Source organism: Sphingomonas liriopis (genome assembly GCF_024211255.1).
GTDB classification, from domain to species: domain Bacteria; phylum Pseudomonadota; class Alphaproteobacteria; order Sphingomonadales; family Sphingomonadaceae; genus Sphingomonas; species Sphingomonas liriopis.
The window spans coordinates 182,538-207,358 of sequence record NZ_JAMLDY010000001.1 but is presented as its reverse complement, the minus strand read 5'-3'; the positions used below and the strand labels follow the sequence as shown (position 1 = coordinate 207,358).

General features: G+C 69.8%; 21 protein-coding genes. 13 read left to right on the top strand and 8 right to left on the bottom strand.

Translation table 11 applies throughout. The features are described from left to right. Positions 1-31 precede the first annotated feature (31 nt). From M9979_RS00945 to M9979_RS00935, 3 genes are read left to right on the top strand one after another with little or no spacing between them, the layout of a single operon-like run. The gene (locus tag M9979_RS00945) at positions 32-439 is read left to right on the top strand and encodes a DUF4383 domain-containing protein (RefSeq protein WP_254287444.1); all 408 of its coding nucleotides are present in this window, start codon (positions 32-34) and stop codon (positions 437-439) included. Beyond that, positions 436-1,488: a hypothetical protein gene (locus M9979_RS00940; protein ID WP_254287443.1), complete on the top strand. Its 1,053-nt coding sequence runs from the start codon at positions 436-438 to the stop codon at positions 1,486-1,488. Before M9979_RS00945 ends, M9979_RS00940 begins: the two co-directional genes overlap by 4 nt. Next, positions 1,472-1,780: a hypothetical protein gene (locus tag M9979_RS00935; protein WP_254287442.1), complete on the top strand. Its 309-nt coding sequence runs from the start codon at positions 1,472-1,474 to the stop codon at positions 1,778-1,780. The genes M9979_RS00940 and M9979_RS00935 overlap by 17 nt, the downstream gene beginning before the upstream one ends. Here the strand turns inward: M9979_RS00935 and M9979_RS00930 are convergent. Continuing rightward, entirely contained in the window at positions 1,708-3,345 is a 1,638-nt protein-coding gene (locus M9979_RS00930) for an FAD-binding oxidoreductase (protein ID WP_254287441.1), read from the bottom strand. The two genes, M9979_RS00935 and M9979_RS00930, sit on opposite strands and share 73 nt — an antisense overlap. A gap of 360 nt (positions 3,346-3,705) precedes the next feature. Here M9979_RS00930 and M9979_RS00925 point away from each other — a divergent pair, with 360 nt between their 5' ends. The 6 genes from M9979_RS00925 (at position 3,706) to M9979_RS00900 (ending at position 10,993) form a co-directional block, all read left to right on the top strand. Beyond that, positions 3,706-4,989, top strand: a complete 1,284-nt coding sequence (locus tag M9979_RS00925; protein WP_254287440.1) for a serine hydrolase domain-containing protein — start codon at positions 3,706-3,708, stop codon at positions 4,987-4,989. A gap of 20 nt (positions 4,990-5,009) precedes the next feature. After that, complete coding sequence (locus tag M9979_RS00920; RefSeq protein ID WP_254287439.1) at positions 5,010-6,620, top strand: N-acyl-D-amino-acid deacylase family protein; 1,611 nt, start codon at positions 5,010-5,012, stop codon at positions 6,618-6,620. A gap of 47 nt (positions 6,621-6,667) precedes the next feature. Further along, positions 6,668-7,552 (top strand): LysR family transcriptional regulator, encoded by an 885-nt coding sequence (locus M9979_RS00915; RefSeq protein WP_254287438.1) that lies wholly within the window; start codon positions 6,668-6,670, stop codon positions 7,550-7,552. A 94-nt stretch (positions 7,553-7,646) separates the two neighbouring features. Then, positions 7,647-8,684, top strand: coding sequence for an N-acetyltransferase DgcN (gene dgcN / locus M9979_RS00910; protein ID WP_254287548.1), 1,038 nt, complete (start codon positions 7,647-7,649; stop codon positions 8,682-8,684). Further along, positions 8,642-9,631 (top strand): N-acetyl-D-Glu racemase DgcA, encoded by a 990-nt coding sequence (gene dgcA, locus M9979_RS00905; protein WP_254287437.1) that lies wholly within the window; start codon positions 8,642-8,644, stop codon positions 9,629-9,631. Before dgcN ends, dgcA begins: the two co-directional genes overlap by 43 nt. A gap of 111 nt (positions 9,632-9,742) precedes the next feature. Then, a complete protein-coding gene (locus tag M9979_RS00900; protein ID WP_254287436.1) occupies positions 9,743-10,993 on the top strand; it encodes a dicarboxylate/amino acid:cation symporter in 1,251 nt (416 codons plus the stop codon). A 56-nt stretch (positions 10,994-11,049) separates the two neighbouring features. Here M9979_RS00900 and M9979_RS00895 read toward each other — a convergent pair whose 3' ends face one another. Genes M9979_RS00895 through M9979_RS00880 form a run of 4 tightly spaced genes read right to left on the bottom strand, consistent with a single transcriptional unit; the run spans position 11,050 to position 15,768 of the window. Continuing rightward, positions 11,050-11,733, bottom strand: coding sequence for a hypothetical protein (locus M9979_RS00895; RefSeq protein WP_254287435.1), 684 nt, complete (start codon positions 11,731-11,733; stop codon positions 11,050-11,052). A 53-nt stretch (positions 11,734-11,786) separates the two neighbouring features. Beyond that, positions 11,787-12,956 carry a DUF3089 domain-containing protein gene (locus tag M9979_RS00890; protein WP_254287434.1) on the bottom strand — a complete coding sequence of 390 codons (1,170 nt, stop codon included), beginning with the start codon at positions 12,954-12,956 and terminating at the stop codon, positions 11,787-11,789. Continuing rightward, positions 12,953-14,257, bottom strand: coding sequence for a glycoside hydrolase family 1 protein (locus M9979_RS00885; protein ID WP_254287433.1), 1,305 nt, complete (start codon positions 14,255-14,257; stop codon positions 12,953-12,955). The genes M9979_RS00890 and M9979_RS00885 overlap by 4 nt, the downstream gene beginning before the upstream one ends. Next, complete coding sequence (locus M9979_RS00880; RefSeq protein WP_254287432.1) at positions 14,254-15,768, bottom strand: carboxylesterase/lipase family protein; 1,515 nt, start codon at positions 15,766-15,768, stop codon at positions 14,254-14,256. Before M9979_RS00880 ends, M9979_RS00885 begins: the two co-directional genes overlap by 4 nt. Positions 15,769-16,042: 274 nt before the next feature. On the opposite strand from M9979_RS00880, the gene M9979_RS00875 reads away from it, so the two are divergent. The 4 genes from M9979_RS00875 (at position 16,043) to M9979_RS00860 (ending at position 20,995) form a co-directional block, all read left to right on the top strand. Beyond that, complete coding sequence (locus M9979_RS00875; protein ID WP_254287431.1) at positions 16,043-18,316, top strand: TonB-dependent receptor; 2,274 nt, start codon at positions 16,043-16,045, stop codon at positions 18,314-18,316. A 76-nt stretch (positions 18,317-18,392) separates the two neighbouring features. Then, entirely contained in the window at positions 18,393-19,979 is a 1,587-nt protein-coding gene (locus tag M9979_RS00870) for an AMP-binding protein (protein WP_254287430.1), read from the top strand. Between the two features lie 19 nt (positions 19,980-19,998). Continuing rightward, entirely contained in the window at positions 19,999-20,706 is a 708-nt protein-coding gene (locus tag M9979_RS00865) for a TetR/AcrR family transcriptional regulator (protein WP_254287429.1), read from the top strand. 139 nt (positions 20,707-20,845) lie between these two features. After that, on the top strand, positions 20,846-20,995 hold the full coding sequence (locus M9979_RS00860; protein WP_254287428.1) for a hypothetical protein: 150 nt from the start codon (positions 20,846-20,848) through the stop codon (positions 20,993-20,995). Between the two features lie 33 nt (positions 20,996-21,028). On the opposite strand, the gene M9979_RS00855 is transcribed toward M9979_RS00860, so the two are convergent. The 3 genes from M9979_RS00855 to M9979_RS00845 all read right to left on the bottom strand — a co-directional run bounded on the left by M9979_RS00855 (position 21,029) and on the right by M9979_RS00845 (position 24,801). After that, positions 21,029-22,099 carry a copper resistance protein B gene (locus M9979_RS00855; RefSeq protein WP_254287427.1) on the bottom strand — a complete coding sequence of 357 codons (1,071 nt, stop codon included), beginning with the start codon at positions 22,097-22,099 and terminating at the stop codon, positions 21,029-21,031. Continuing rightward, on the bottom strand, positions 22,096-23,880 hold the full coding sequence (locus M9979_RS00850) for a copper resistance system multicopper oxidase (RefSeq protein WP_254287426.1): 1,785 nt from the start codon (positions 23,878-23,880) through the stop codon (positions 22,096-22,098). Before M9979_RS00850 ends, M9979_RS00855 begins: the two co-directional genes overlap by 4 nt. Positions 23,881-23,988: 108 nt before the next feature. Continuing rightward, positions 23,989-24,801, bottom strand: a complete 813-nt coding sequence (locus M9979_RS00845; protein ID WP_254287425.1) for a hypothetical protein — start codon at positions 24,799-24,801, stop codon at positions 23,989-23,991. Positions 24,802-24,821: the final 20 nt, after the last annotated feature.

The following is a 24,821-nucleotide window of genomic DNA, read 5'->3' as shown; positions in this document are numbered from 1 at the left end:
TCGGGGGCGATCGATCGGGGGAAGAGACGCGATGGACAGGGTACGGCGGTTCGGCTGGTTCTATTGCATCGGGTTCATGGCGGTCGTCGCGATCGGTTATGTGCCCGCCTTCCACGATGCCGACGGCAATCTGTTCGGGCTGTTCAAGCTCGACCTGTACGACGACAGCCTGCATTTCTTTTCGGGTGTCTGGGCGGGCGTCGCGGCCTGGTGGTCCCATGGCGCGAGCCGGACCTATTTCCGGCTGTTCGGGCCGCTCTATTTCGCCGACGGGGTGATGGGGCTGTTCCTGGGCAGCGGCTATCTGGACGGCGGCATCTTTCTCTACGGGCCGATCCGGCAGTCGCTCTACGCGCATGTCTTCGCCAATCTGCCGCACCTGCTGATCGGCGGCCTCGCGATCTGGGTCGGCTACAGGCTCGCCAGGGCGCCCGCGTGAAGCGGCGCTGGCGCCTGCTCGCCGGGCTGGGCGCGATCGCCGCGACGCTGGTGGTGGTGCCGGTGGTGGGGATCGACGTCGGCTGCCGCGCCGGGCCGGTGCCGTCGGTCGCGATGCCAAGTCCCGTGCCGCGCGGCGAACGGCGGCCGGAGGCGCGGACGTGGCTGACCTATCCCGAATGGCATATCGTCTATGCGGCCGAGAGCCTGGGGCGCTATCTCGCCGCGGGCGGCCGGCCGAGCAGCTACGATTACGGCGCCGACGTCGCCGGCTTCTGGCGCAGCTATTGCGCGATCCACCGCGTCGCGGGTGCGCGGGCCGGTGCGGCGGACGCCAAGCTGATGATCGCGATCATCGGGATCAGTTTCACCGCCGAGATGGCGGTGAAGGCGGCGTGGGAGAATATCGTCGGCCGGCTGAGCGAAGCGCTGGGTGGCTGGCACAGCCCGGAGGATCGCTATGCCGCCGCGGTCCAGCAGCGCTATGGCGCGTTCATGCACGAAACGCCGTGGTACGGGTTCGACTTCGCGGGCGCGCTCGGCGGGCTGTGGCGGACGAGCGGCGGCTGGTCGCTGGTCCGGCGGCCCGAGCGCCGCGTTGCGCTGACCGGCGAATACGGGGTCAAGGCGCTCTATGCGAAGGGCATCGGCGCGCTCGCCGGGTTGCAGCCCGACCAGACGACGCTGCTGATGGTCGTGCGTGCCTCGCCTGCGGAGATTGTCGCGGTCGATCCGCGCTTCCGCGCGATCGCGAGCGGCGGCGGGCGGACGATGGTACGCGTCCCCCGCTATGCGCAGCTCACCGACCTGATCGGCATGCTCGCCGGCCGCGGTATCGGGATCGACGACATCGCCGGCAACACCACGATCTTCGTCACCGTCCGCGCGCCCGACCGGCTGCGCCCACGCGACGTGCTGGTCGCGATGCCGCTCGGCGACCGGCCGGGCTGGTCGCGCTACGGCGTGACGCTGCCGGTCGCCGGCCTGACGCGCTGGATCGCGGTGGCGCGCGCATCGGGCGCGGAGATCGAGCATGTCTACGATTATTAGGATCGCGCGCGGCACGGCGCTGGCGGCGCTGGTGCTGGGGCTGTGGACGCTGGTGATGCTGGCGATGCCGTTCGTCGGGCCGGCGGGGCGACAGGTCGCGGTGATCGGCGATGCGGCGGCGGCGGTGCGGACGATCGCGGCGGCGGGCGGCACCGTGGTCGAGGTCCGCCGCGGCGCGACGCTGGCGCGCTCGGACCATCGCGGCTTCGTCGCCGGCCTCTATGCCGAGGGCGCGCCGCTGGTGATCGAGGGGCGGATCGCGGCAGGCTGCTTCGCGAAGGCGGGGGCGTAGCGGGCATACCAGGTGTTGCTGAACAGCCCGTCCGGGTCCCAGCCGCGCTTGGCGGCGAAGAAGGCGCCGATTTCCGGATAGGACCGCTCGAGCTGCGCCGGTGTGTAATGCAGCTGGTAGGGGAGGAAGAAGCGCCCGCCCTGCGCCGCGGTCAGATCGATGAGGTCGCTGGTCAGCCGCCGCATCCGCGCGGTACCGTCCGCCGTGGTCGGCTGGTTGAGGTACAGCACGACCGAAAAGGCGGGGGCGGGGGCGTAGGACAGCGCATTGTCCTCGACCCCGACCGCGCGGATCGAGGCGTTGACGACGTTCGCGTCCTGCGTGCGGAAGATGGCGCGCATGCCGTCGATGAACGGCACGATGCGATCCCGCGGCACGAAATATTCGTGCAGGATGTCGGTTTCGCCGGGCAGGTCGTTGAACAGATAGGCGACCGAATCGTGCATCGGGTCGTTGCGCGCGACCAGGCACGCCTCGCCCGACCCCTGTGCCTGTGCGCGCGTGACGGTGCAGGTCTCTATGCGGTGCTCGATATGCTTCTCGCTCCACCATTTGAGCGATTTGAACATATCGTTCTTCTTGGCGAGGTTGACGGTCAGGCGGCGGACCTTGGTCGAGGCGACTTCGCTGAGCGGCGCGCGGGCCAGCGCCTGATCCTCCGGGAAGCGGCGATAAGCGTAGACCAGCGCCTCCTGCAGCAGCGTGGCAGGCGCGGTGGAGAGGTGGACGTAGCTGAGGCCGACGGCGGGATCGGCGGCGATCTGCGCGAAGGTCGCGGGGAAGGCGCGATAGTCGATCAGCCGGCGTTCGGAGCGGTAGACGTCGTTCGGCACCACATCGAGCACCGCCGACACGATCACCCCGAACAGGCCATAGCCGCCGACGACGTGGCGGAAGAGGTCGGCATTCTCGTCGCGCGATGCGGTGACGATGCGGCCGTCGGCGAGCATCACGCGGACGCTGCGCAGCGATCCCATCACCGCGCCGGCGCGGTGGTCCATGCCGTGTGCGTTGACCGAGATCGATCCACCGACCGAGAAGATGTCGGTCGACTGCATCGCCTTGACCGCGAAACGCGGGTGCACCGCCTGCTGGATCGCATGCCAGGTCGCGCCGCCGCCGACGGTGACGGTGCGCGCGGCCTCGTCGAGGCGGATCGCGGCGAGGCCGCGCATGTCGAGCACGATGCCGCCGGCGCGAAACGCCTGGCCGCCCATCGAATGCTTCACCCCGGCCGCCGACACCGGCAGGCGATGCGCGCGGGCATAAGCGAGCGCGGTGGCGACATCGGCCTCGCTGCGCGGCCGGACGACGCCGGCGACCGCGGTGCGGCTGAGGCAACTCGCGTCGTTGACGGTGCCGCCGCGCTGCGACCAGCGCGGTTCGGCGACGGTGATGGCCGGCGTTGCCCGGGAATCGATCGCGGGGAGCGGCGGCAGGATGCCGGTGCAGTCCTTCGGCCCCACCGGATCGGCGGCGAGCGGTGCGACCCAGGCGGCGATTCCCGTCGCGGTCAGCGCCAGCACCGACCCGCCCGCCATCCAGCGCCGTCCGCGCGCAGTCATATCGTCCCTTCCCGGTTCGCGCCGTCGTGCGACGACCGACCGGGAGGTTGGATCACCGCTGGCTGGAACACAAGCGCTGCGGGGGAGGGCATGATGGTTGGGTCGGTCAACGCTTCCAACATCCCTTCGTCACCCCGGACTTGTTCCGGGGTCCACCGGGCCGCAAGCGTACGCTCACGCCTCAAGCCGTTTGCCTCGCCGCGGAGTGGACCCCGGAACACGTCCGGGGTGACGGGGTGTTTGCTGCGATGGAGGGAGACCCACCGTCTGCCTCCCGATCGAAACGATCGTGGGGCTGGCGTCGCCGTCCGGCCGCTCGCATAGTGACGCCGCGCCGCGTCCGGCGGCGGGGGAAACGGCATGAAGACGACGATGTGGCTGATCGCGACCGTGCTGCTGGCGGCATCGCCGGGTGCCGCCCCGGCGCAACGCGCCGCCGATGCCCGCCATGCGCGCGAGACCGGCCGGATTTCGGCCGAGCGGCTCGCGCCGGTGCGGCAGCTGTTGCAGGGTTATGTCGATCAGGGGCGGATCGCCGGCGCGGTGGTGCAGGTCCAGCAGGATGGCCGCACCGTGTTCTCCACCGCGGTCGGCTGGCGCGACAAGGAAGCGCACGATCCGATGCGGCAGGACAGCGTCTTCCGCATCGCGTCGCAGACCAAGGCGCTGACCAGCGTCGCGGCGATGATGCTGATGGAGGAGGGCAAGCTGTTGCTGAGCGATCCCGTCGGCAAATACCTGCCCGAATGGTCGTCCACCACCGTCGCGGTGCCGCGCCCCAATGGCGGCTACGACGTGGTGCCGGCCAAGCGGCGCATCACCATCCGCGACCTGCTGACCCATACCAGCGGCGTCTCGTACGGCGGTGGCCCGGCCGAAAAGGCATGGCGGGATGCCGGCTTCATGGGCTGGTACTGGGCCGACCGCGATGCCCCCGTCGGATTCGCGCTCGCGCGGATGGCCTCGCTGCCGATGGCGGCGCAGCCGGGCGAGCAGTTCGTCTATGGCTACAGCACCGATATCCTCGGCGCGATCGTCGAGAAGGTGAGCGGCAAGACGCTGGACGCGGTCCTGCGCGAACGGCTGATCGAGCCGCTGGGGATGAAGGACACGGCCTTCTACCTGCCCCGCGACAAGGCCGATCGCCTCGCCGTCGTCTATTCGGCGAAGGCGAATGCGATCGTGCGCGCCGACGATCCGGGGACGTGGCGGGACGGCAGTTTCCTGGGGCAGGGCCAATATGTCGAGGGGCCGCGCGCGGCGTTCTCGGGCGGCGCGGGCCTGCTGTCGACCGCGGCCGATTACGGCCGGTTCCTCGAGATGCTGCGGCAGGGCGGCACACTGGATGGGCGGCGCTACCTCGGCCGCAAGTCGGTGGAACTGATGGTCAGCAACCAGCTGACCGACGCGCCCTATCTGCCCGGCAAGGGGTTCGGGCTCGGCTTCAGCATCCGCACCGACGTCGGCAAGGCAGGCGAGCCGGGGTCGGAGGGCGAATTCGGCTGGGGCGGCGCCTATCACAGCACCTATTGGGTCGATCCGCGCGAGCGGCTCACCATCGTCTATCTGACGCAGCTGATCCCCGCCGGCGATATCGACGACCACGGCAAGCTGCGTGCGCTGATCTATCAGGCGCTGCCCTGACGAACCGCGGGGAGCATCGCATGGGGCGATATCGCGGTTGGTGGCTGGCGGCGGCGTGCGTGCTCGTTGCGTTCGGCAGCGAGGCGGGGGCACAGGGCGACCGCGTCATCATCCGCGGCGGCACCGTCTACACCGGCGGCGAGGACAAGCCGTTCGTCGGCGAGGTCGAGATGCGCGGCGACCGGATCGTCTATGTCGGGCCGACGCGGAGGGTGCCCGGCGGCCGCGTCGTCGATGCGCGCGGCAAGATGGTGACGCCCGGGCTGATCGACGCGCATACCCATCCCGAAACCTTCCTGCGCTCCCCCGACCCCGCGGCGCGCGTCAACGCGCCGTGGCTGGCGCAGGGCGTCGCGACGATCGTCATCGGCGTCGACGGCTACGGCACGCCCGATATCGCCGCCGATGCCGCGGTGCTGACCCGGGGCGGCATCGGTATCAACGTCGTGCCCTTCATCGGCTTCGGCGCGGTGCGGACGCGGGTGCTGGGCCAGGACGCACGTGCGCCAAGTCCCGCCGAACTGGCGCGGATGCAGGCGCTGGTCGCCAAGGGCATGTGCGAGGGCGCCGCCGGCCTGTCGACCGGGCTGTTCTATGCGCCGCAGAGCTTCGCCACCACCGACGAGGTGATCGCCGTCGCGCGCGAGGCGGCACGCCGCGGCGGTCTGTACGACACGCACCAGCGCGACGAATCGAGCTATTCGATCGGCCTGTTCGCCTCGCTGCGCGAAGTGCTGCGCATCGGGCGCGAGGCGGGGATGCCGGTCCATATCGCGCATCTCAAAGCGCTCGGCGTCGACGTGCAGGGGCAGGCGCCGCAGATCATCGCGCTGATCGACGCCGCGCGCCGCGCGGGGCAGGACGTGACCGCGGATCAATATCCCTGGCTGGCATCGGGGACGAGCCTGGACGCCGCGCTGGTGCCGCGCTGGGCGGTCGATGGCGGCTTCGCCGCGCTGATCGCGCGCCTCGACGATCCCGCGCTCGCGACCAGGATCCGGGGCGCGATGCGCGACAATCTGAAGCGGCGCGGCGGTGCCGGGGCGATCCTGCTCAATTCCCCGGATTTTCCGTGGTCGGGCAAGACGCTCGCCGCGATGGCGACCGCGTGGAACCTCGATCCGGTCGAGGCGGCGATCCGCATCCTGCGCGGCACCCGCGACGCTCCCGAGGGGGCGGATCGCGCCGGTGCCAGCATCGCCTCGTTCAACATGGCAGAGCCGGATGTCGAGGCGATCATGCGACAGCCGTGGGTCGTCACCGGGTCGGACGGGTCCGACGGCCATCCGCGGCAGTTCGCGACGATGCCGGAGACATACCGCAAATATGTCGTCGGCCGCCGCGTCATCGATACCGCGACGTTCATCCGACGATCGACCGGGCTGACCGCCGACATCTACCGGCTCGACCGGCGCGGCTATCTGCGGCGCGGCTATCATGCCGATGTCGCGGTGATCGACCCGGCGCGGTTCGCGCCGCGCGCCGATTATGTCCATCCGGCGGTGCTCAGCGTCGGCGTCGATGCGCTGTACGTCAACGGGCGGCTGGCGTTCGAGCGCGACCGTCCCACCGGTATAACCGCTGGACGCGTGCTGCTGCGGCCGACGCCGGCTGGCTGTCCGGCGGGCTGAGACGGCGGGCGTGGCACGATCGTGGATCGCGCGCTAATCTTGCCCGGATGAACCTGCGCCACATCGAGATTTTCCACGCCGTCTACGTCAACGGCACGGTGAGCGCGGCGGCGCGGGCGCTCGCCATCTCGCAACCCGCAGTCACCAAGACGCTGCGCCACGCCGAACAGCAACTGGGCTTCGCGCTGTTCCTGCGCCATCGCAACCGGCTGGTACCGACCGAGGATGCCCACGCGCTGTTCGGCGAGGTCGCCGACGTTCAGGCGCGGATCGGGTCGTTGCGGCAGGCGGCACGCAACCTGCGTCGCGGCCATGGCGGCGCCTTGCGCATCTCGACGCTGCCCAGCCTCGGGCTGGATCTCGTGCCGCAGGCGGCGGCGCGGTTCCTGGCGGATCGGCCCGGCACCTTCTTCGACCTGCAGATCACGCATCACGACGAGATCGTGCGCCGGCTGTACGAACGCGAAACCGACGCCGTCGTCGCGATCGACGTGCCGCGCGACATGCCGTTGTCGCGGCGCTGGCTGGGCGAGGGCGAGCTGGGCGTGCTGTACCGCGCGGGCGATCTCGACGAGGGGCCCGGCCGGATCGACCTGGCGACGATCGCCGACCGGTCGTTCGTCAGCCTGGAGCGCAGCGGGCCGCTTGGCGATCTGTTCGCGGCGGAGACGCAGCGGCTCGACCTCGACCTTGCCGAGATCGCCTCCGCACGAACCTTCTACGTCGCGGCGGCGCTGGTGCGGGCGGGGGTGGGCATGGCGGTCGTCGACAGCTTCACCGCGGCGGCGATGACCGGTCCTGCCTTGCGATTCAGGCCGCTGCGCCCCTCGCTGGCGTTCGACATCGTCGCGATCACGCTCGAGGCGCGGCCGCCGTCGGCACTGATGAACGATTTCCTCGCCACGCTGGCGGCGCTGATCGAACAACCATGAGCGTGGGTTATGGTAGGCGGTCGAGCTACTATTGGCGGCGGTGGCCGGTCGGGCGCTACCGGCAGCGCATGCGATGCTACCCGGTGATGCGACGATGATCCCTGCGCCCTATCTCCTCTACCTCGGCCATTCGGACGACGAGATCGGCATCAAGACGTCGCGCGGGCTGGCCACCTTTCGCGCCGGGGATTGCGTCGGCGAATTGCGCCACGACGACTGCCCGCTATCGCTCGGCCTGCCGCGGCTGACGATCGAACAGGCGGTGGCGTCGGGCGCGCGGACGCTGGTGCTCGGCATCGCCAATGCCGGCGGGGTGCTGGGCGAGGCGCTGATCCGCGATGCGCTCGCCGCGATCGCCGCGGGCCTGCATGTGGCGTCGGGCCTGCACAGCCGCCTGCGCGACGAACCGCGGCTGGCGCGCGCGGCGGCCGAGGCGGGCGTGACGCTGTTCGACGTGCGCGATCCGCCCGCCGATCTGCCGGTCGGCAACGGCCTTCGCCGTGCCGGGCTGCGGCTGCTGACCGTCGGCACCGATTGTTCGGTCGGCAAGATGTACGCGACGCTGGCGCTGCGCGACGCGATGCGCGCCCGCGGCCTCAGCGCGGATTTTCGCGCTACCGGCCAGACCGGCATCCTGATCGCGGGTGAAGGCCTGCCGCTCGATGCGGTGATCGCCGATTTCCTGTCGGGCGCGATCGAGACGCTGTCGCCGGCGCGGCATGACGGCGGCTGGGACCTGATCGAGGGGCAGGGGTCGCTGTTCCACCCGTCCTTCGCCGGCGTCTCGACCGGCCTGTTGCACGGCGCGCAGCCCGATGCGCTGGTGCTGTGCCACGATCCCGCCCGCGTCGGCATGCGCGGCCTGCCGCATTGTCCGCTGCCCGACCTCGCCGAATGTCTGGACGCGAACCTGCGCGTCGCGCGGCTGACCAACCCGGCGGTACGCGCGGTGGGTATCGCGCTCAACACCGTCAAGCTCGACGACGCGGCGGCGCGCGCGCTGTGCGCCGCGACGGGCGAGCGGCTGGGCCTGCCCTGCACCGACCCATACCGCTTCGGCGGCGACCCGATCGTGGACTGGATCCTGCAATGCTTCGCACCCTCGACGCCGGCCACCACAGCTTCGCGCTGACGACGCCGTTCCGCATCTCGCGCGGCGTGAAGGCCGTGGCAGATGTCGTGGCGGTGACGATCCGCCAAGGCGATGCGGTCGGGTGGGGCGAGGCGGTGCCTTACGCCCGCTATGGCGAGACCATCGATGCTGCGCTGGCGGCGATCGATGGCGTGCGTGGGCTGATCGAGCAGGGCGGCGACCGGCCGGCGCTGGCGACGGCGCTGCCGCCCGGCGCGGCGCGCAACGCGCTCGATTGCGCGCTGTGGGATCTGGAGGCGCGGCGGGCGGGCACGAGCGTCGCGGCGCTGATCGGTCGACCGGCGCCCGGCCCGGTCCCCTCCGCGATCACCATCGGGCTCGACACGCCGGAGGCGATGGCCGCCGCCGCGGCACGCGTCGCCGGCGTGCCGCTGCTTAAGGTGAAGGTGGACCGCAACGATCCGTTGCGCCAGATCGCCGCGGTGCGCGCGGCGGCACCCACCCCGCGGGTGATCGTCGATCCCAACGAAAGCTGGACGTTGCCGGACCTGCATGCGTGGGACGCGGAACTGGCGGCACTGCGCGTCGATCTGCTCGAACAGCCGATACCCGCGGACGCCGATGCCGGTCTGCGCGCCGCGGACTACACGATCCCGATCTGCGCCGACGAATCGGTCCATGTCGCGGGCGATCTCGACCGGCTGGTCGGCCGCTACACGCACGTCAACGTCAAGCTCGACAAGGCGGGCGGCCTGACCGAGGCGCTGGCGCTGGTCGAGGCGGCGCGCGCGCGGGGGTTCGGGCTGATGGTCGGTTGCATGGTCGCCTCGTCGCTCGGCATCGCGCCGGCGCTGTACCTTGCCGGTGAGGCGGATTTCGTCGATCTCGACGGGCCGTTGTGGCTGGCGGAGGATCGCGTCGGTGGCGTGCGTGACGACGCGGGCATCCTGCTGCCGCCCGCCGCGGGTTTTTGGGGAGGGGCATGAGCCGCGGTTATGCATGCGCGGCCGGTCGGGGCCTATGCAGCGCCTTCGCGGCTGTCATGATGGCGCGATGATGACCTTGCCCTTCCTCGCCCCGACCAGCGTGCGCCCGGCATGACGATGCTGCGCCGCTGGTTCGCCATTCCGCTGTGGCGACGTGTGCTCGTGGCGTTGGCGCTCGGTGTCGCCATCGGGGTGTTGCTGCCCGGCGCGGCGCCGTGGATCGCGATCGTCGGCGACCTGTTCATCCGGCTGATCAAGATGCTGGTCGTGCCGATCGTGCTCGTCACCATCGCCGCTGGCATCACCGCGCTGGGCGATCCGCGACGGTTGGGTTCGATCGGCGGGCGGACGATCGCGCTGTTCGCGACGACGACGCTGCTGGCGGTCGCGATCGGCATGACCGTCGGGCTGGTGCTGCGCCCCGGTGAGGGCGCGGGGCTGGCCGGCGCCACCGCCAGGCCACTGGGCCCGGCGGTATCGGGCTATGACCAAATTCTCAGCATCGTCCCGGCGAATATCGTCGAGGCGCTGGCGCACGGCGACATGCTGGCGATCATCGTCGTCGCGGTGCTGCTCGGCATCGGCACCATTTTGTCGGGGGAGGCCGGGCGGCCCGTCGCGGCGCTGCTCCAGTCGCTGTCGGCGGTGCTGTTCCGCATCGTCGGGCTGGTGATGGAGGCGACGCCGTTCGGGGTGCTGGCGCTGATCGCCAATGCCGTCGCCGCCAACGGCGTCGCGGTCTTCGTCCACATCGGCTGGCTGGCGCTCGCCGTGCTGATCGGCAGCATCGCGCAGATGGCCATCGTCCACGCGACGCTGATCGGCGTCGTCGCGCGATTGCCGGTCGGCCGGTTCTTCCGGGGCATCGTCGATGCGCTGGCCATCGCCTTTTCGACCGCCTCGTCGTCGGCAACGTTGCCGGTCGCGATGCAGGTCGCGCAGGACAACCTGGGCGTCGCGCGGCCGGTGGCGGGCACCGTCCTGCCGCTCGGCGCCAGCATCGGCAAGGACGGCACCGCGATGTACGTCGGCCTGCTCGGCCAGTTCGCGCTGCAGGCGCTGGGCATCGCGCCGACCCCGGTCATGCTGGCGCTGATGCTGGTCACCGGCGCGCTGGCGGCGTTCGGCACCGCGCCGGTGCCCTCGGCATCGCTGTTCATGCTGGCGGCGATGCTGTCGGGCGTCGGCGTCGGCCCCGAACAGACCGCGCTGGTCGTCGGGCTGGTACTGCCGTTCGACCGCCTGCTCGACATGACGCGCACCGTCCCCAGCGCCTCGGCCAATCTGGCGGTGGCGACGGTCGTCGCGCGTGCCGAGGGGGCGCTCGACGAGGCACGCTATCGGGGTGGCACCCTCGTATAGGCCGGATGGTAGCGTATCAAAGAAAGAAGAATGTTTCGCGCGGAGGCGCGTCCCGGTCAGCGCACCTTTTGCCAGTCGCTGAAGGTGACGGTCGAGCGCAGCTCGCCCGATTTGCCCATCATCGATCCCGTTATCGCGCTGGCCATGTCGGCGGGCGCCATCTGTCCGTCGGGCAGGCGGCGATAGCGGCTGACGAAGGCCATGCTCTTGACCGAGGCGACGAGCATCATGCGAAAGCCCCTGGTCGAGGTGAAGCGGACGCGTTCGACATACGGCGCGCCGCCACGCGTGTTGACGACGACATCCGCCGCGGTGTCGGCCGACGCATCGTGCGAGCCGAGCTTCACCGTGCCCGCGGGCAGCGACGCGTAATGATAGGTCACGGTGCCGTTCGCCCCGTCGGCGCGGGTCGCGGGGGCGGCGAGCCATTTGGCGAGTTCGGCATAGGCGGGCACCGCATCCCGCTTCGCCTTGCGCGACTTTTCCAGCTCCCTGGCCGTCGGCGTGCGGCCGTCGATGCTGACCAGCTGCCAGCGATCGGCCGCCGCGCGGCGCGGGTCGTAGGCGGTGACATAGCTCTTGTTGCCGACTCCGATCCCCGTCGCGGTGATCGTCTGGCGAAACGCATGCCCCGACGTATCGGTGGCGCGGGCACCGGCGACGAGGCGGTTCTGCAACTCGTCCGCGCCGGCATGCGCCGGAAGCAGGACGGACACGGCGGCGGCGAGCAGGCGAAACATGCGGGGAGGATAGGCATCCCTCGGGGTCGATGGCAAACGTGGCGTCCGTGCGATCATCGCAGGTCGCCGTGTCGCGCGCCGGCGCTGCGCCACGCTGTCGTGCGATCGATCGCGTTGCGACGCAGCGCGGCGTAGAAGATGCCGTAATCGTTGAGGTGATAGCTGCCGAAGATCAGGCTGACCTTGTCCGTGAACCCCGACGGCGCGGACCATGGGATATCGACCTCGAGCAGCCCGTTGCGGCAGACCGCGCCGGTCAGCTGCGGCACCAGCGCGGGCAACGGCCCGGCGGCGCTGCCGAACGGGGCGTGGGGGAAGGGCAGGCTGCCGCGATTGGCGCGCGCCGGGGCGGCGTTGCGCTGGCTCCAGTCGAGCGGATTGACGCACAATGCGTTGGACCGTCCCTGCGTCGTGCGTGCGCCGCGCCACCAATAGGTGCGGTTTTCGGTAATCATCCGCGCGCCGGTGCGCCCCGCTTGGCTGGTGTTGTACGACACGACGCATCCGGTCGCGCGCGCGGTGGCGCAGATCGGCAGGCCGATCTCGCCGAACGTGTCGGGCACGTAGCCGCCGATCAGATAGGCCGCGACCAGCCGGTGCTGCACCGGGCGGCCAAGGATCTCCTCCTGCAGCAGCCGGATCGCGTGCGCGGTGCCCTGGCTGTGCGAGGCAACGATGAACGGCCGGCCATGGTTAAGGTGCGCCAGATAGTAACGGAACGCCGCGGCGACGTCCCCATAGGCGACATCCATCGCCCGCGGTTCCTTGAGCGCGGCGAGCGTCGCCTGACGGTAGCGTGGCGCATACAGCCGGCAGCAGCCGTTGAAGACGCTCACCTGATCGAGCAGCACCGGCGGATTGAGCGGCGCGGCGGCGTCGCCGGCGTCGAACGGCGCGACCCAGACCGGGCTGCCCTGGAAGGTAGTGGGGTGGACGAAGAACACGTCCGCCGGCGCGCGCGCCTCGTCGACTGCCGCCATCCCTGGCGGGGTGGAGCGCTCAAACCCGTTCCGGCCGGGCAGCGCCAGCCAGGCGCGTGCTCTGGCATAATCGGGCGCCGGCGGCAGCGCGCGGGCGTCGAACGGCGCCTTGGGGCCGCGCAGGCTGGCGACGAGGCCCCAGCCGCCGATCGCCGTGAAGGCGGCGAGCGACAGTACGACGACCACGCCGAGACCGATCAGTCCGCGGCGCAGCCAGCAGCGCCTGGGACACGGGCCGGTCACGGCCGACCGGCCCGGGCATGCGCGGCGAGCACCTGCGCGCTGGGCTTGATCGTGCGCTTCAACGTGGTGCGGTCGACCGCGACCAGCCCGAACTGTTTGGCATAGCCCGACGTCCATTCGAAATTGTCGAGCAGCGACCAGTAGAGGTAGCCCGTCACGTCGATCCCCTCGGCGATGCACCGCGCGACCTCGGTGACGGTGGCGTCGATGAAGCGCGCGCGGATCGAATCGTCGCTCGTGCCGATGCCGGTCTCGGTCAGATAGATCGGGCGGCCGATATGCTTCGCGGCATAACGGATCGTCGCGCCGATCGCGTGCGGATAGTTTTCGTAACCCATGTCGGTGAGGGGGACGCCCGCTTCCGGCTTCATCATTCCGTGTGCGTCGATGCGCAGTCGCGAATAGGTCTGGACGCCGACGAAATCGGCGCGCCGTGCCGCCTCGATCCAGCCGCCGTAGATCGTCCGTTCCGCCTGCGCCGCCTGATTGTCGGGGCCGACGCCCTGGATTTCCTGCATCGACAGCGTTACGCCGACGGGGAAGTCGCCCGGCCCGGCCTTGATCGCCGCTTGTCCCTTGGCATGCGCGTCGAGCATCACGTCGCTGATCCGGTCGGGATCGCCGAACAGCATCGACGAGAAACGCGGCGAATCGGTACGCCGCGCCGCCGCGGCGATCATCGCCCGCGCGTTCGCCGCGGCGGCGTCGCTGGCGAAGCGCGGCAGCACCTTGCGCAGCAGCACGATGTTCGCCTCGTTGAAGGTCGAGGCCATGCCGATCAGTGGCCCCAGCCGCTCGGTCGCCTTCGCGCAGAAGCGCGCGAACAGATCGGCGCCGTCCGCGACCTCGAACCCGCCGCGCATCGCGAACCACAAGGGCACGGTGAAATGATTGAAGGTGACGATCGGCAGCAGCCCGCGCGCATGGCACGCCTCGAGCACGCGGACATAATGGTCGAGCGCCGCGACCGAGAACATGCCCGGCGCGGGCTCGATCCGCGCCCATTCGATCCCGAAGCGATAGCAGTTGAGGCCTAGGCTCGCGGCGATGTCGAGGTCCTCGGTATAGCGGTGATAGCTGTCGCAGGCGTCGCCCGAGGGGTCGCGGAACGCGGTCGGCGTGTTCGTTTCGAGCAGCCAGCTGTCCGAATTGGTGTTGCCGCCCTCGCTCTGGTGCGCGGAGATCGCCGTGCCCCACAGGAACCCGTTGGGCCGGCGCCAAGCGGCGGCCGGCGTACGCGCGGCCGCCAGCGTCCCCGCGGCACCCGCGATCAGCTGACGCCGGGTCGGGGCGACGGTCATGGCCGCGGCGTCCCCGCCCATTTCCGGCGCGCGTCCGCCATCGCCGCCGCCTTGGCGCGCTCTTGGACCGGCTCGAGCCGCTTGACCGTGGTCGTCGCACCGACCGCGAGATAGCTGGTCGGCACCGTCGTCACCTGCGGCCAACGCGGCGCGCCGCCGCCATTGGGATCACCGGTCTTCGCGAAGCGTACCCAGTAATCGCCCATCAGCTTCGACACCGCGATGTCGCGTGCGTCCCAGCGATGCTCGGCCGGTCTGGTACCGAAGACATATTCGATCTCGCCGCCATGGTCGGTCCCGGCGGCGGTGGCGCGCTGATCGACCGGCACCTGATCGAAATAATAGACGAACGCCTTGTGCCCCGCCGCCGCATGCTGGTCGGCGAGCGCGAACGACGGGAGGACGAAACCGCCGTCCTCGGCGAGATCGACCGCCGCGGCGGGCGCGGGCTTGCCGGTCATCGCGACATAGCCGTCGAGCAGCGGCTGGAAATCGGCGCCGAACAACGCCTTCGCCGCCGCTTCGGTCATTCCGCCCAGGCTCGATTCGTTCGAATTGCCGCCGATGATGAGCGGCACCGGCATCTGCGTGCGGGCGTAGAAGGGTTCGCCCGGGCTGTGCACGACGACCTTGCCGTCGATGAACGGAAAGGCGCGGCCGTTCTTCACCACGTCGGCGAGCGGTACTGCGCGGAGTTGCTCGGCGGTCGCGTCCTTGAGGCCGAGGCTCGCTGCCCACAGCTGGCCGACCGCCTCTGCGTTCAGCGCGCCGCCGCGGATCGGGAACAGCGCGCTGCTGCCCGATCCCGATCCGGAGATCGCCTTGTGGAACAGGCCCTTGGCGACCGGCGAATCCATCAGGATCTGGACGCTGCCCGCGCCCGCCGATTCGCCGAACACGGTGACGTTGCCCGCATCGCCGCCGAACGCCGCGGCGTTGCGCCGCACCCATTCGAGCGCCGCGACCTGATCCATGATCGCATAATTGCCGAGCCGCCCGTCGGGGCTTTCCCGGGTCAGCGCCGGATGCGCGAAGAAGCCCAGTCGCCCGAGCCGATAGTTGATCGTGACGATCACCGCGCCGCGCGCCGCCAGGCTCGAGCCGTCGTACAGCGGCACGCCCGCGGCGCCATAAGTGAAGCCGCCGCCGTGGATGAACACCATCACCGGATAGCGTCCGGCGCGCGCGGGGCGCCAGACGTTGAGGAACAGGCAATCCTCGCTCATCGTGCCGACCTGCGCCCACGGCTCCTTGTGCTCGGGGCCCTGCGGACAGGCGGTGCCGTAGCGTGTCGCATCGCGCGTGCCGGTCCAGGCGGCGGGCCGGGCGGGGGGCCGCCAGCGCATCGGACCGACCGGTGGCGCGGCATAAGGGATGCCCTTGAACACCAATGTGTCGCCGGCGCGCGCGCCCTGCAGCGCGCCGGTGTCGATCGTCACCCGCGTCTGCTGCGCCTGCGCCTGCGCCGTGGTGGCGAGCAGCGCCGCGGCAAGGCCGGCGAATCGTGTCATCCATCGCTTGGTGTTCGGCATGGCCATCCCTTTCGTCATCCGTGGCCGGACCATCGCGTCGGCGCCGGCCTGTCACGGGCCAAACGCGATCCGACGCACGGTATCGGCCTGCATCCTCTCGTCCGCGCCGGGTTCGCCCCGGCTGCAGGATCAGACAATAACACGAAAAGAAATCCTCACTAGCGATTTAATGAAAGTTGACAGAGGTCCGGGTTCGATGCCAATCAGCATGCCGACGCGCCAAAGAGCGCGACGTTCAGGAAGAGGATGAGGGATGCGCACGTTTCTGCTGTCGGCGTCGATGATCGCCATGATGAGTTCGGCCACGGCCTATGCCCAGGTCGGTCCCGCCGAAGCCCCGGCGACCGCCGCGCAGAAGACGCCGCAATCGTCGCAGAACCCGGTCGACGCGACCGATCCCAATGCGATCCCCGGCGATACCGATGCCCCCGGCGACATCGTCATCACCGCCGAGCGCCGCTCGACCAGCCTGCAGCGCACCGGCGTCGCGGCCAGCGTGCTGACCGGCGAGGACCTGATCCGCAAGAGCGTCAACACCGTCGAGCAGCTGCAGTTCTCGACGCCGTCGCTGACCGTCAACACCTCGGGTCAGGCGAACAGCTTCAACATCCGCGGCATCGGCAAGTCGGAAATCAGCAGCTCGGTCGGCGTCGGCGTCGTCACCTATCGCGACGGCGTGCCGGTCTTCCCCGGCTATTTCCAGTCCGAGCCGTACTACGACATCCAGTCGGTCGAGGTGCTGCGCGGCCCGCAGGGCACGTTCGCCGGCGGCAATGCGACCGGCGGCGCGGTGTTCATCACCGAAACCAACCCGACGTTCGACAGCGTGAAGGGCTTCGCCACCGCGCAATACGGCAACTACAATCAGGTGAAGGCGCAGGGCGCGATCAACCTGCCGTTGAGCGACACGCTGGCGATCCGCCTCGCCACCAACCTCGAGAAGCGCGACACCTTCTTCACCGTAACGGGGCCGTGGAGCGGCAATCCCGGCAACCTCAATTCGATCAGCGGCCGCGCCAGCCTGTTGTGGCAGCCGGACAGCCACCTGCGCCTGCTGGTGAAGGGCGATTACAACAAGATCATCGTCGGCGGTTATCCCAACAGCCCGGCCTATTTCGGCAGCGCCGCGGCGCCGACGCTCAACACCAGCGATCCGTTCACCGTCGGCAGCAACACCTTCCTGTCGGGCCAGGACGAGTTCGGCCGCATCTCGGCGAACCTCAGCTACACGTTCGACAGCGGGCTGATGATCCGTTCGATCAGCGCCTTCCAGAAGGGCACGCTGCAGGAGACGATCGACGCCGACGGCACCGCCACCGCCAACAACACGTTCCAGGATTTCGCCAACGAGCATATCTGGTCGCAGGAGGTGAACATCATCTCCCCCGATACGGGCCGGTTCACCTGGCTGCTCGGCGGATTCTACCAGTTCGACAAATATGAGTTCCCGGTCGGCAACGGCTACGTTTCGCTGGCACCGACCGGCGTCGTCCGTTCGCTGCGCATCGAGGGCACCAACCCGCACACCGCGACCGCGGCGTTCGGCCAGATCGGCTACAAGCTGACCGACGCGTTGCAGGTGACGCTGGGCGGGCGCTGGTCGCGCACCACGTCGCGCAACGACGTCAACTATCCGATCGAGCTGTTCCTCGGCGCGCTGCCGACGTTCAAGACGACGCTGGTCCAGCACGATTTCGACGCGAGCAACAACGTCGACGGCAAGCTGGCGCTCAACTGGACGGTCAACCCCGATCACTTCGTGTACGCGTTCGTCGCGACGGGGACCAAGGCGGGCGGCCTCAACGGCGCCAATCTGTTCGGCGTGACGCCGCGCGGCTTCGTGCCCGAGAAGGTGACCGATTACGAGCTGGGCTGGAAGGGGACGCTGCTGAACGGCCATCTGCGCACGCAGCTGGGCGGCTATTACAACGTCTACCGCAAGTTCCAGGTGCTGATCGTCGATCCGGCGACGCCCAACTTCACCTCGATCTTCAACGTCACCCGGCCGACCAAGCTGTACGGTCTGGAAGCCTCGGCGCAGGGTTCGTTCGGCAACTTCCTGTTCGATTTCTCGACCTCGATCTCGCATTCCGAGCTCGGCCAGTTCTTCGCGCGCGATCCGCGCAAGGGCACGACCGGCGCGTGCGATGCGGTCAATGGCCCCGCCTCGGCCACGGGCTGCATCAACCTCGGCGGGCGTCGCCAGCCCTATGCGCCGCAGTTCACGCTGAGCGCCGGTGCGCAATATGCCATTCCGGTGGCGGAGGGCATCACGCTGACGCCGCGGCTCGACTATGCGCACATCTCGGCGGTGTGGGGCACGCTGTTCCAGGCGCCGGAGCTGGGCGATTACCTGAAGGCGCGCAACATCGTGAACGCGCAACTGACGATCGACAACGGGACGTGGTCGGTCGCCGGGTTTAGCACCAACCTGACCGACCAGCATTATATCGGTTCGCTCAACGGCATCCGGCGCCTCGCCGCGGCGCCGCGCCAGTACGGCATCCGCGTCAGCACCAAGTTCTGATGCGCCAGGGGCGCGACCTTCACCGGTCGCGCCCGTCCGGCCGCGCGGCCCCCGGCTCATCCTCGAAAGACCCGTCATGAATCCCGGATCGATGCAGCCCTATGCGCTGACGCTCGACAAGTTCATCGACCATGCGGCCAAATGGCATGGCGCGACCGAGGTCGTGACCGGTGGCGACGGCGGCAGCGAACGGATCGGCTATGCCGCCTTGCGCGAGCGCGCCAACCGCCTGTCGGGTGCGTTCGCCACGCTCGGCCTGAAGGCAGGCGACAATCTCGCGACGCTGGCGTGGAACAGCCAGGCGCATATGGAATGCTGGTATGGCGCGATGGGGACGGGGATCGTCTGCCACACGCTCAACCCGCGCCTCGCGCCGGCGCATCTCGCGGCGATGATCCATCAGGCCGGCAATCGCGTGCTCGCGGTCAGTCCCGGTCTCGGGCCGCTGGTCGAGGACCTCCTCGCCCGTTGCCCGAGCATCGAGCACGTCATCCTGTTCGACGAACCCGGTGCGGCGATGCCGGCGCCGGTGTCCGACCGGGTGCGCGTGTGGCGGCTGGAGGAGTTGCTCGCCGAGCATGGCACCCCCATGGCGTGGGGCGGGTTCGACGAGAATGCGCCCGCGGGCCTGTGCTTCACCTCGGGCACGACCGGCGCGCCGAAGGGCGTCACCTACACGCACCGCTCGAACTACCTGCACACGATGCACCTGCTGCCCGCCGACGTCATCGGCATCACCGCGCGCGATGCGGTGCTGGTCGCGGTGCCGATGTTCCACGCCAACGGCTGGGGCTTCGCCTTCGCCGGGCCGGCGGCGGGCGCCAAGCTGGTGCTGCCCGGCCGCAACCAGGACGGCGCCAGCCTCGCGCGGCTCATCAACGACGAGGGCGTCACCGTTGCCGCCGGCGTCGCGACGGTGTGGCTGGGCCTCGTCGATCATCTCGAGAAGACCGGCGGCGCGGTGCCGTCGCTGCAACGTATCCTGCTCGGCGGATCGTCGGTGCCGCAGGCGCTGATGGACCGCTTCGAACAACGGCTCGGCGTCACCGTCCAGACCAGTTGGGGCATGACCGAATTGTCGCCGGTCGGCACCGTCACCCCCGCCAACGCTACCGATCGCCAGTCGTCGAAATCGGGCACGCCGCCTATGGGCGTCGACCTGCGCCTGACCGACGAGGCGGGCGTGCCGCTGCCCGACCAGCGCGGGGCCGAGGGGCGGCTGTGGGTCCGCGGCGCGAGCGCGGTCGAACGCTATTTCGGGCAGGACGCGGCGGCAACCGATGCCGAGGGCTGGTTCGACACCGGCGACCTCGCGCGGATCGATGCCGACGGCAACCTCAGCATCACCGGCCGCGCCAAGGACCTCATCAAATCGGGCGGCGAATGGATCAACCCCGGCGAGATCGAGGCGATCGTGGGTGCCTTGCCCGAGGTGGCGCTGGTCGCGGTCGTCGGCCGCGCGCACCCGCGCTGGGGCGAACGCCCGGTGCTCGTCGTCGAGGAGCGGCAGGGCGCCGGCCTCACCGACGAGACATTGCTCGACGCGTTGCGCGGCCGGATCGCCAGCTGGTGGCTGCCCGACGCGATCGTGCGCGTGCCGGCGATGCCGCTGGCACTGACCGGCAAGATCGACAAGATGCGCTTGCGGGCGGAGCATGGCTAGGGCCATGGATGGCGGCATCATGACCGACGCGCCGATCCGCCCCAGCCGCCGCCCCACGAAAAAGGCCGACCAGCGCGCGGCGACGATGGAGCAGATCTTCGATGCTGCCGAGGCGCTGTTCGCCCGCCACGGCCTGTACGGTGTGACGCTGAAGGAGGTCGCGCAGGCGGTCGGCGTCCACCAGTCGCTGCTGCATTATTATTTCAAGGACAAGAAGGAGCTGTTCGACGCGGTCATCGCGCGTCGCGCGCCGGTGACGATCGAGCGGCGGTTGGCGACGCTCGACGCCTATGAGCGTGAGGCGGCGGGCAAGCCGACGGTCGAGGGCGCGCTGCACGCCTATCTCGATGCCGACCTCGACCTCTATGGCAACGGCGACATCGGCTGGCGCAACTTCGGCATGCTCGGCGCACAGATGAGCAACACCGCCGAATGGGGCGCCGAACTGATGGACACACATTTCGACGCGGTCGTGCTGCGGCTGATCCGGATCCTCAAACAGGCGCTGCCCGACTGCCCCGACGAGGACCTGTTCTGGGGCTATCACTTCGTCACCGGCGGGCTGATGCTGTCGCTGGGGCGGACGGGGCGCATCGACAAACTGTCGGGCGGCCTGTGCCGGTCGGAGGATTTCGCCGCGATCAAGGAACGCATGGCGCGCTTCATGGCGGCGGGCTTCCTCGCCACCTGCGCCGCGCGGGTCGGGGAGCGCGACGCGGCGGGGTGAGGACGATCGGGTCGGTTCAGACTCCCCTCCCGATCAACGGCGGCATCGCGTCAGATATATCATACGACTTTTGGCCGAATGAACGTCGGGCCCGATCTGCGTGGATAGGGGTTGAGCCGGAACAACGGAAGGACACCACATGACCGACGATCAGCAGGACGCGCGCGAGCCCACGGACGACGCCGCCGGAACGCCGGATGGCGAGGGTGCGAACGATAACGGGAAGGCGCAGGAGGATCTGGAGGCGGAGGATCTCGAGGGGTTCGTCAAGGACCCGCTGGAGCAATAAGCCGGCGCGGCGCTTGGCCGGCGGCGCGAGGGATCAGAACCAGGTCCGCAAGCCGAGCGCGAGCGCGACGCCGCCGTGGTCCTGTCCGTCGCTGCGGGCGTAACGCGCGGTCGCGCCGTAGCGGCCGTCCCATGACACGCCGACATAGGGCGCGAGTTCGCGTTTGATCTCGTAGCGCAGGCGCAGGCCGAGTTCGGCGGTCGACAGGCCGGCGCCGACGCGGCTCGCGGGCATGTCCTGCGCGGCAAGATTGAGCTCGATCCGCGGTTGCAGGATCAGGCGCTGGGTGATGCGCTGGTCGTACCACGCCTCCGCCCGCGCGAGCAGGTCGCCCTTGTCGGACAGGAACAGCGCGCCCTCGACGTCGAACCAATAGGGGGCGAGCCCCTCGATGCCGACCGTGGCATAGGTCCGGTGTGCGCCCATGCCGAGGTCCTGACGCACGCCGGCCTGCAGGTTCCAGTAGGGATCGATAGCGCGCGAATAGAGCGCCTGCACCTCGGCATCGTCGATACGGTCGCCGAAGCCGCCTTCGCCCTCGCTCTTCACGACGAGCCGGTCGATGTCGCCGCCGAACCACCCCGCGCCGTCCCAGCGATAGCCGTCGCGCCCGCGGCGGACCTGTACCTCGGCGAGGTTGAAGAGGATCTGGGCGAAGCGCATGCCGCCGTGTTCGTCGCGCATCGTCCGGTTCGCACGCGCCATCGTGGCGGGGTCGTAGAAGCGCGCGGCGGCGAGCGTCGTCGGCGGGGCGGGCGGCGGTGCGTTGCCGGCTGGTTGGTCGGTGCCGGCCGGCATGTTTGGCGGTGCATCCGCTGTCGTGGCGGCGGGGGTAGGCGAACAATGCCCCATCGCCGCATGCTCGGGCTGGCAGGACGCGGGGGTGGGCGCCGTCATGTCCATGCCGGGCATCGCGGCGGGTTTCGGGTTCGCGGCGCGCGGCGTCTTGCGCGCGGGGGCCGTTTTCGCCGGTTTCGGTCGGGCGGGCGCCTTCTTGGGTGGCGGCATCGTCATGCCCGGCATGTGCATGCCGCGCATGTCGTGCATTTGCGCCGCGGCGGGCGCGGCGGTCGCGATCGTCGCGATCAGGACCAGCGGCCTCATGCGCCCGCGCCCGCTTCGCCATCGGGGCGCACCGTGACCACCTGCATCATGCCGGCGTGCATATGGTAGAGCAGGTGACAATGGAACGCCCAGTCGCCCGGCGCGTCGGCGGTCAGGTCGAACGTCGCGGTGCCGCCGGGGGCGACGTTGATCGTGTGCTTGCGCGGGGCATGGTCGCCATGCCCCGTCACCAGTTCGAAGAAATGGCCGTGCAGGTGGATGGGGTGCGCCATCATCGTGTCGTTGACCAACGTCACGCGGACGCGTTCGCCCTGACGGAACGGGATCGGCGCGACGACCGCGTTCAGCTTCACCCCGTCGAACGCCCACATATAGCGTTCCATATTGCCGGTCAGGTGGATGCGCAGCTGGCGCGAGGGCGCGCGCAGGTCGGGGTTGCGGTCGAGCGCGACGAGATCGCGATAGACCAGCACGCGATGGCCGGCGTCGGCCAGCCCCTGCGGCGGTTCGCCGGTGCGATCGACCGGCATCGGCGCGACCGTCTGCACCACCGGCGTCTTCGGCAACTCCGGCGCGTTGGCGAAGTCGCGCATGCCGTGCTTCATGCCCGCCATGCCGGTATCGCCGGCGGGGGTGCAATGGCCCATCGCGGCATGCTCCGGCGGGCAGGCGGCGGGGGCGGCGTGGTCCACCCCGCTCATCCCCGCCATCGCGCCCATCCCCATGTCCTTCATCGTCGCGAGCGGACGCGTGCGCAGGGCGGGGACGGGCGCGACCATCCCCGGCCGCGGCGCCAGCGTCGCGCGCGCCATGCCCGACCGGTCCCACGCCTCCGCGACCAGCGTATAGGCCTGCGGCGTGGCGGGTCCGACCAGCACGTCATAGGTTTCGGCGACCGCGATCTGCAGCTCGTCGACCGCGACGGGCTTCACGTTCTGCCCGTCCGCCTGCACGACGGTCAGCGTCAGTCCGGGGATACGGACGTTGAAGTTGGTCATCGCCGAGGCGTTGACGATGCGCAGCCGCACTCGCTCGCCGGGCGCGAACAGCGCGGTCCAATTGTCCGCCGGGCCATGGCCGTTGACCAGATAGCTATAGGTCGCGCCGGTGACATCGGACACGTCGGTCGGGTCCATCCGCATGCCGCCCCACATCAGCCGCTCCTTGAGCGGCTGGTCGCGACCGGCGAGCAGGCCGGCGAACGTCTGCTTTTGATAATTGAAGTAGCCGCCCTGCAGCTTCAGCCGGCGGAAGATCGCGTGCGGGTGCAGCGGGCTGTGGTCGGACAGGACGATCACATGCTCGCGATCGGCCTGTACCGGATCGGCGCCCTCGGGATCGATCACGATCGGGCCGTAATGCCCCATCTGTTCCTGCAGCCCCGAATGACTGTGATACCAGTAGGTCCCCGCCTGGATCACCGGAAAGTCGTAGGTGAAGGTGGTGCGCGCCGGGATGCCCGGAAAGCTGATCCCCGGCACACCGTCCATCTGGAACGGCAGCAGCAGCCCATGCCAGTGGATCGAGGTGTCCTCGTCGAGCGTGTTGGTTACGGCGAGGCGGACATTCTGCCCCTGTTTCAGCCGGATCAGCGGCCCCGGCACGGTGCCGTTGATGCCGATCGCGTGCGAGGGCTTGCCGTCGATCGTCATCATCCGGTGTGCGACGGTCAGCGCGATATCGGTGCCCGACACCGTCTGCAGCGGCGTAGCGAGCCCGGCGGACACCGGCTGCGCCCAGGCGGGCAGCCACGGCAATGCCAGCGCGCCGCCGCCCAGCGTGGCGTCGCGCAGGAAGCGGCGGCGGGTGGGTCGGGTCATCGCAATCCTCGGGAGTTGGGCCCGCTTTCTACCGTTCGCCCTGAGCCTGTCGAAGGGCCTTGAGTCTCACGGTGCTTCGACAGGTTCAGCACGAACGGGGTAAAGGCTTCAATAGGCGAGCGACAGGCCGATCGTCACCAGCGGCACGACCACGCCGGTTTCGGCGTCGAGGCTGCCGAGCCGGCGCAAGGTGCGGTCGCGCACCACCGCAAGCCCCTCCACGCGCAATCGCCAGTGCGCGCCGCCGGCGGTGAAGGGATGCGAATAGGCGAGGCCCGCGCTGCCATAAGCGGCGCTGCCCGATCCCGGATCGTAGAAGCCGCCCCAGCCGACGCCGGCGATCGCGGGGAAGCTGAGGGTCGGGCCATCGTCGCCGTCGTACAGCGCGATCTCCGGCGCGATGCCGATCTGCGTGTAGAGGCCGCCGTCGCCCTTGGCGCGGATCGTCGCCGCCGCGCTCGGGTGGAGCGCGGCGAGGCCGTGGTCGCCGTCGAGCGTTGCGGTCAGGCTCGCTTCGTGCGTCGTCGCGGAGATGCCGTTGGGGCTGGTCTTGATCGCATAAGCGGCGCCGATCGTCGCGCCGCCGCCGACCTTGCCGACGAGGCCGATCAGGTTGTTGCTCTCGTACCAGCCGCGCGGCGAATCGCGTTCGGCGGCGACCGGCGCGTGCACGCCGTTCGACGACGTGCCGACCAGCCATAACGATCCCGGACGCAGGTCCCAGGCGAAGCCGACCTGGACATGGACGGGCAGGCGGTCGAGGTTCGCCGCATCGTCGTCATAGCCGCCGCGCGCGAAGTCGCCGTTGCGTATGTCGATACCGAACGTCGGGTGGAACCGCCCCGTGCCGACCTTGGCCGAGCCGAGGCTGGCATCCTCGGTATCGATCGTCGGCACGCTCTGCGCGCCGGCCGCCGGCATCAGTAGCAACCCCGATACCA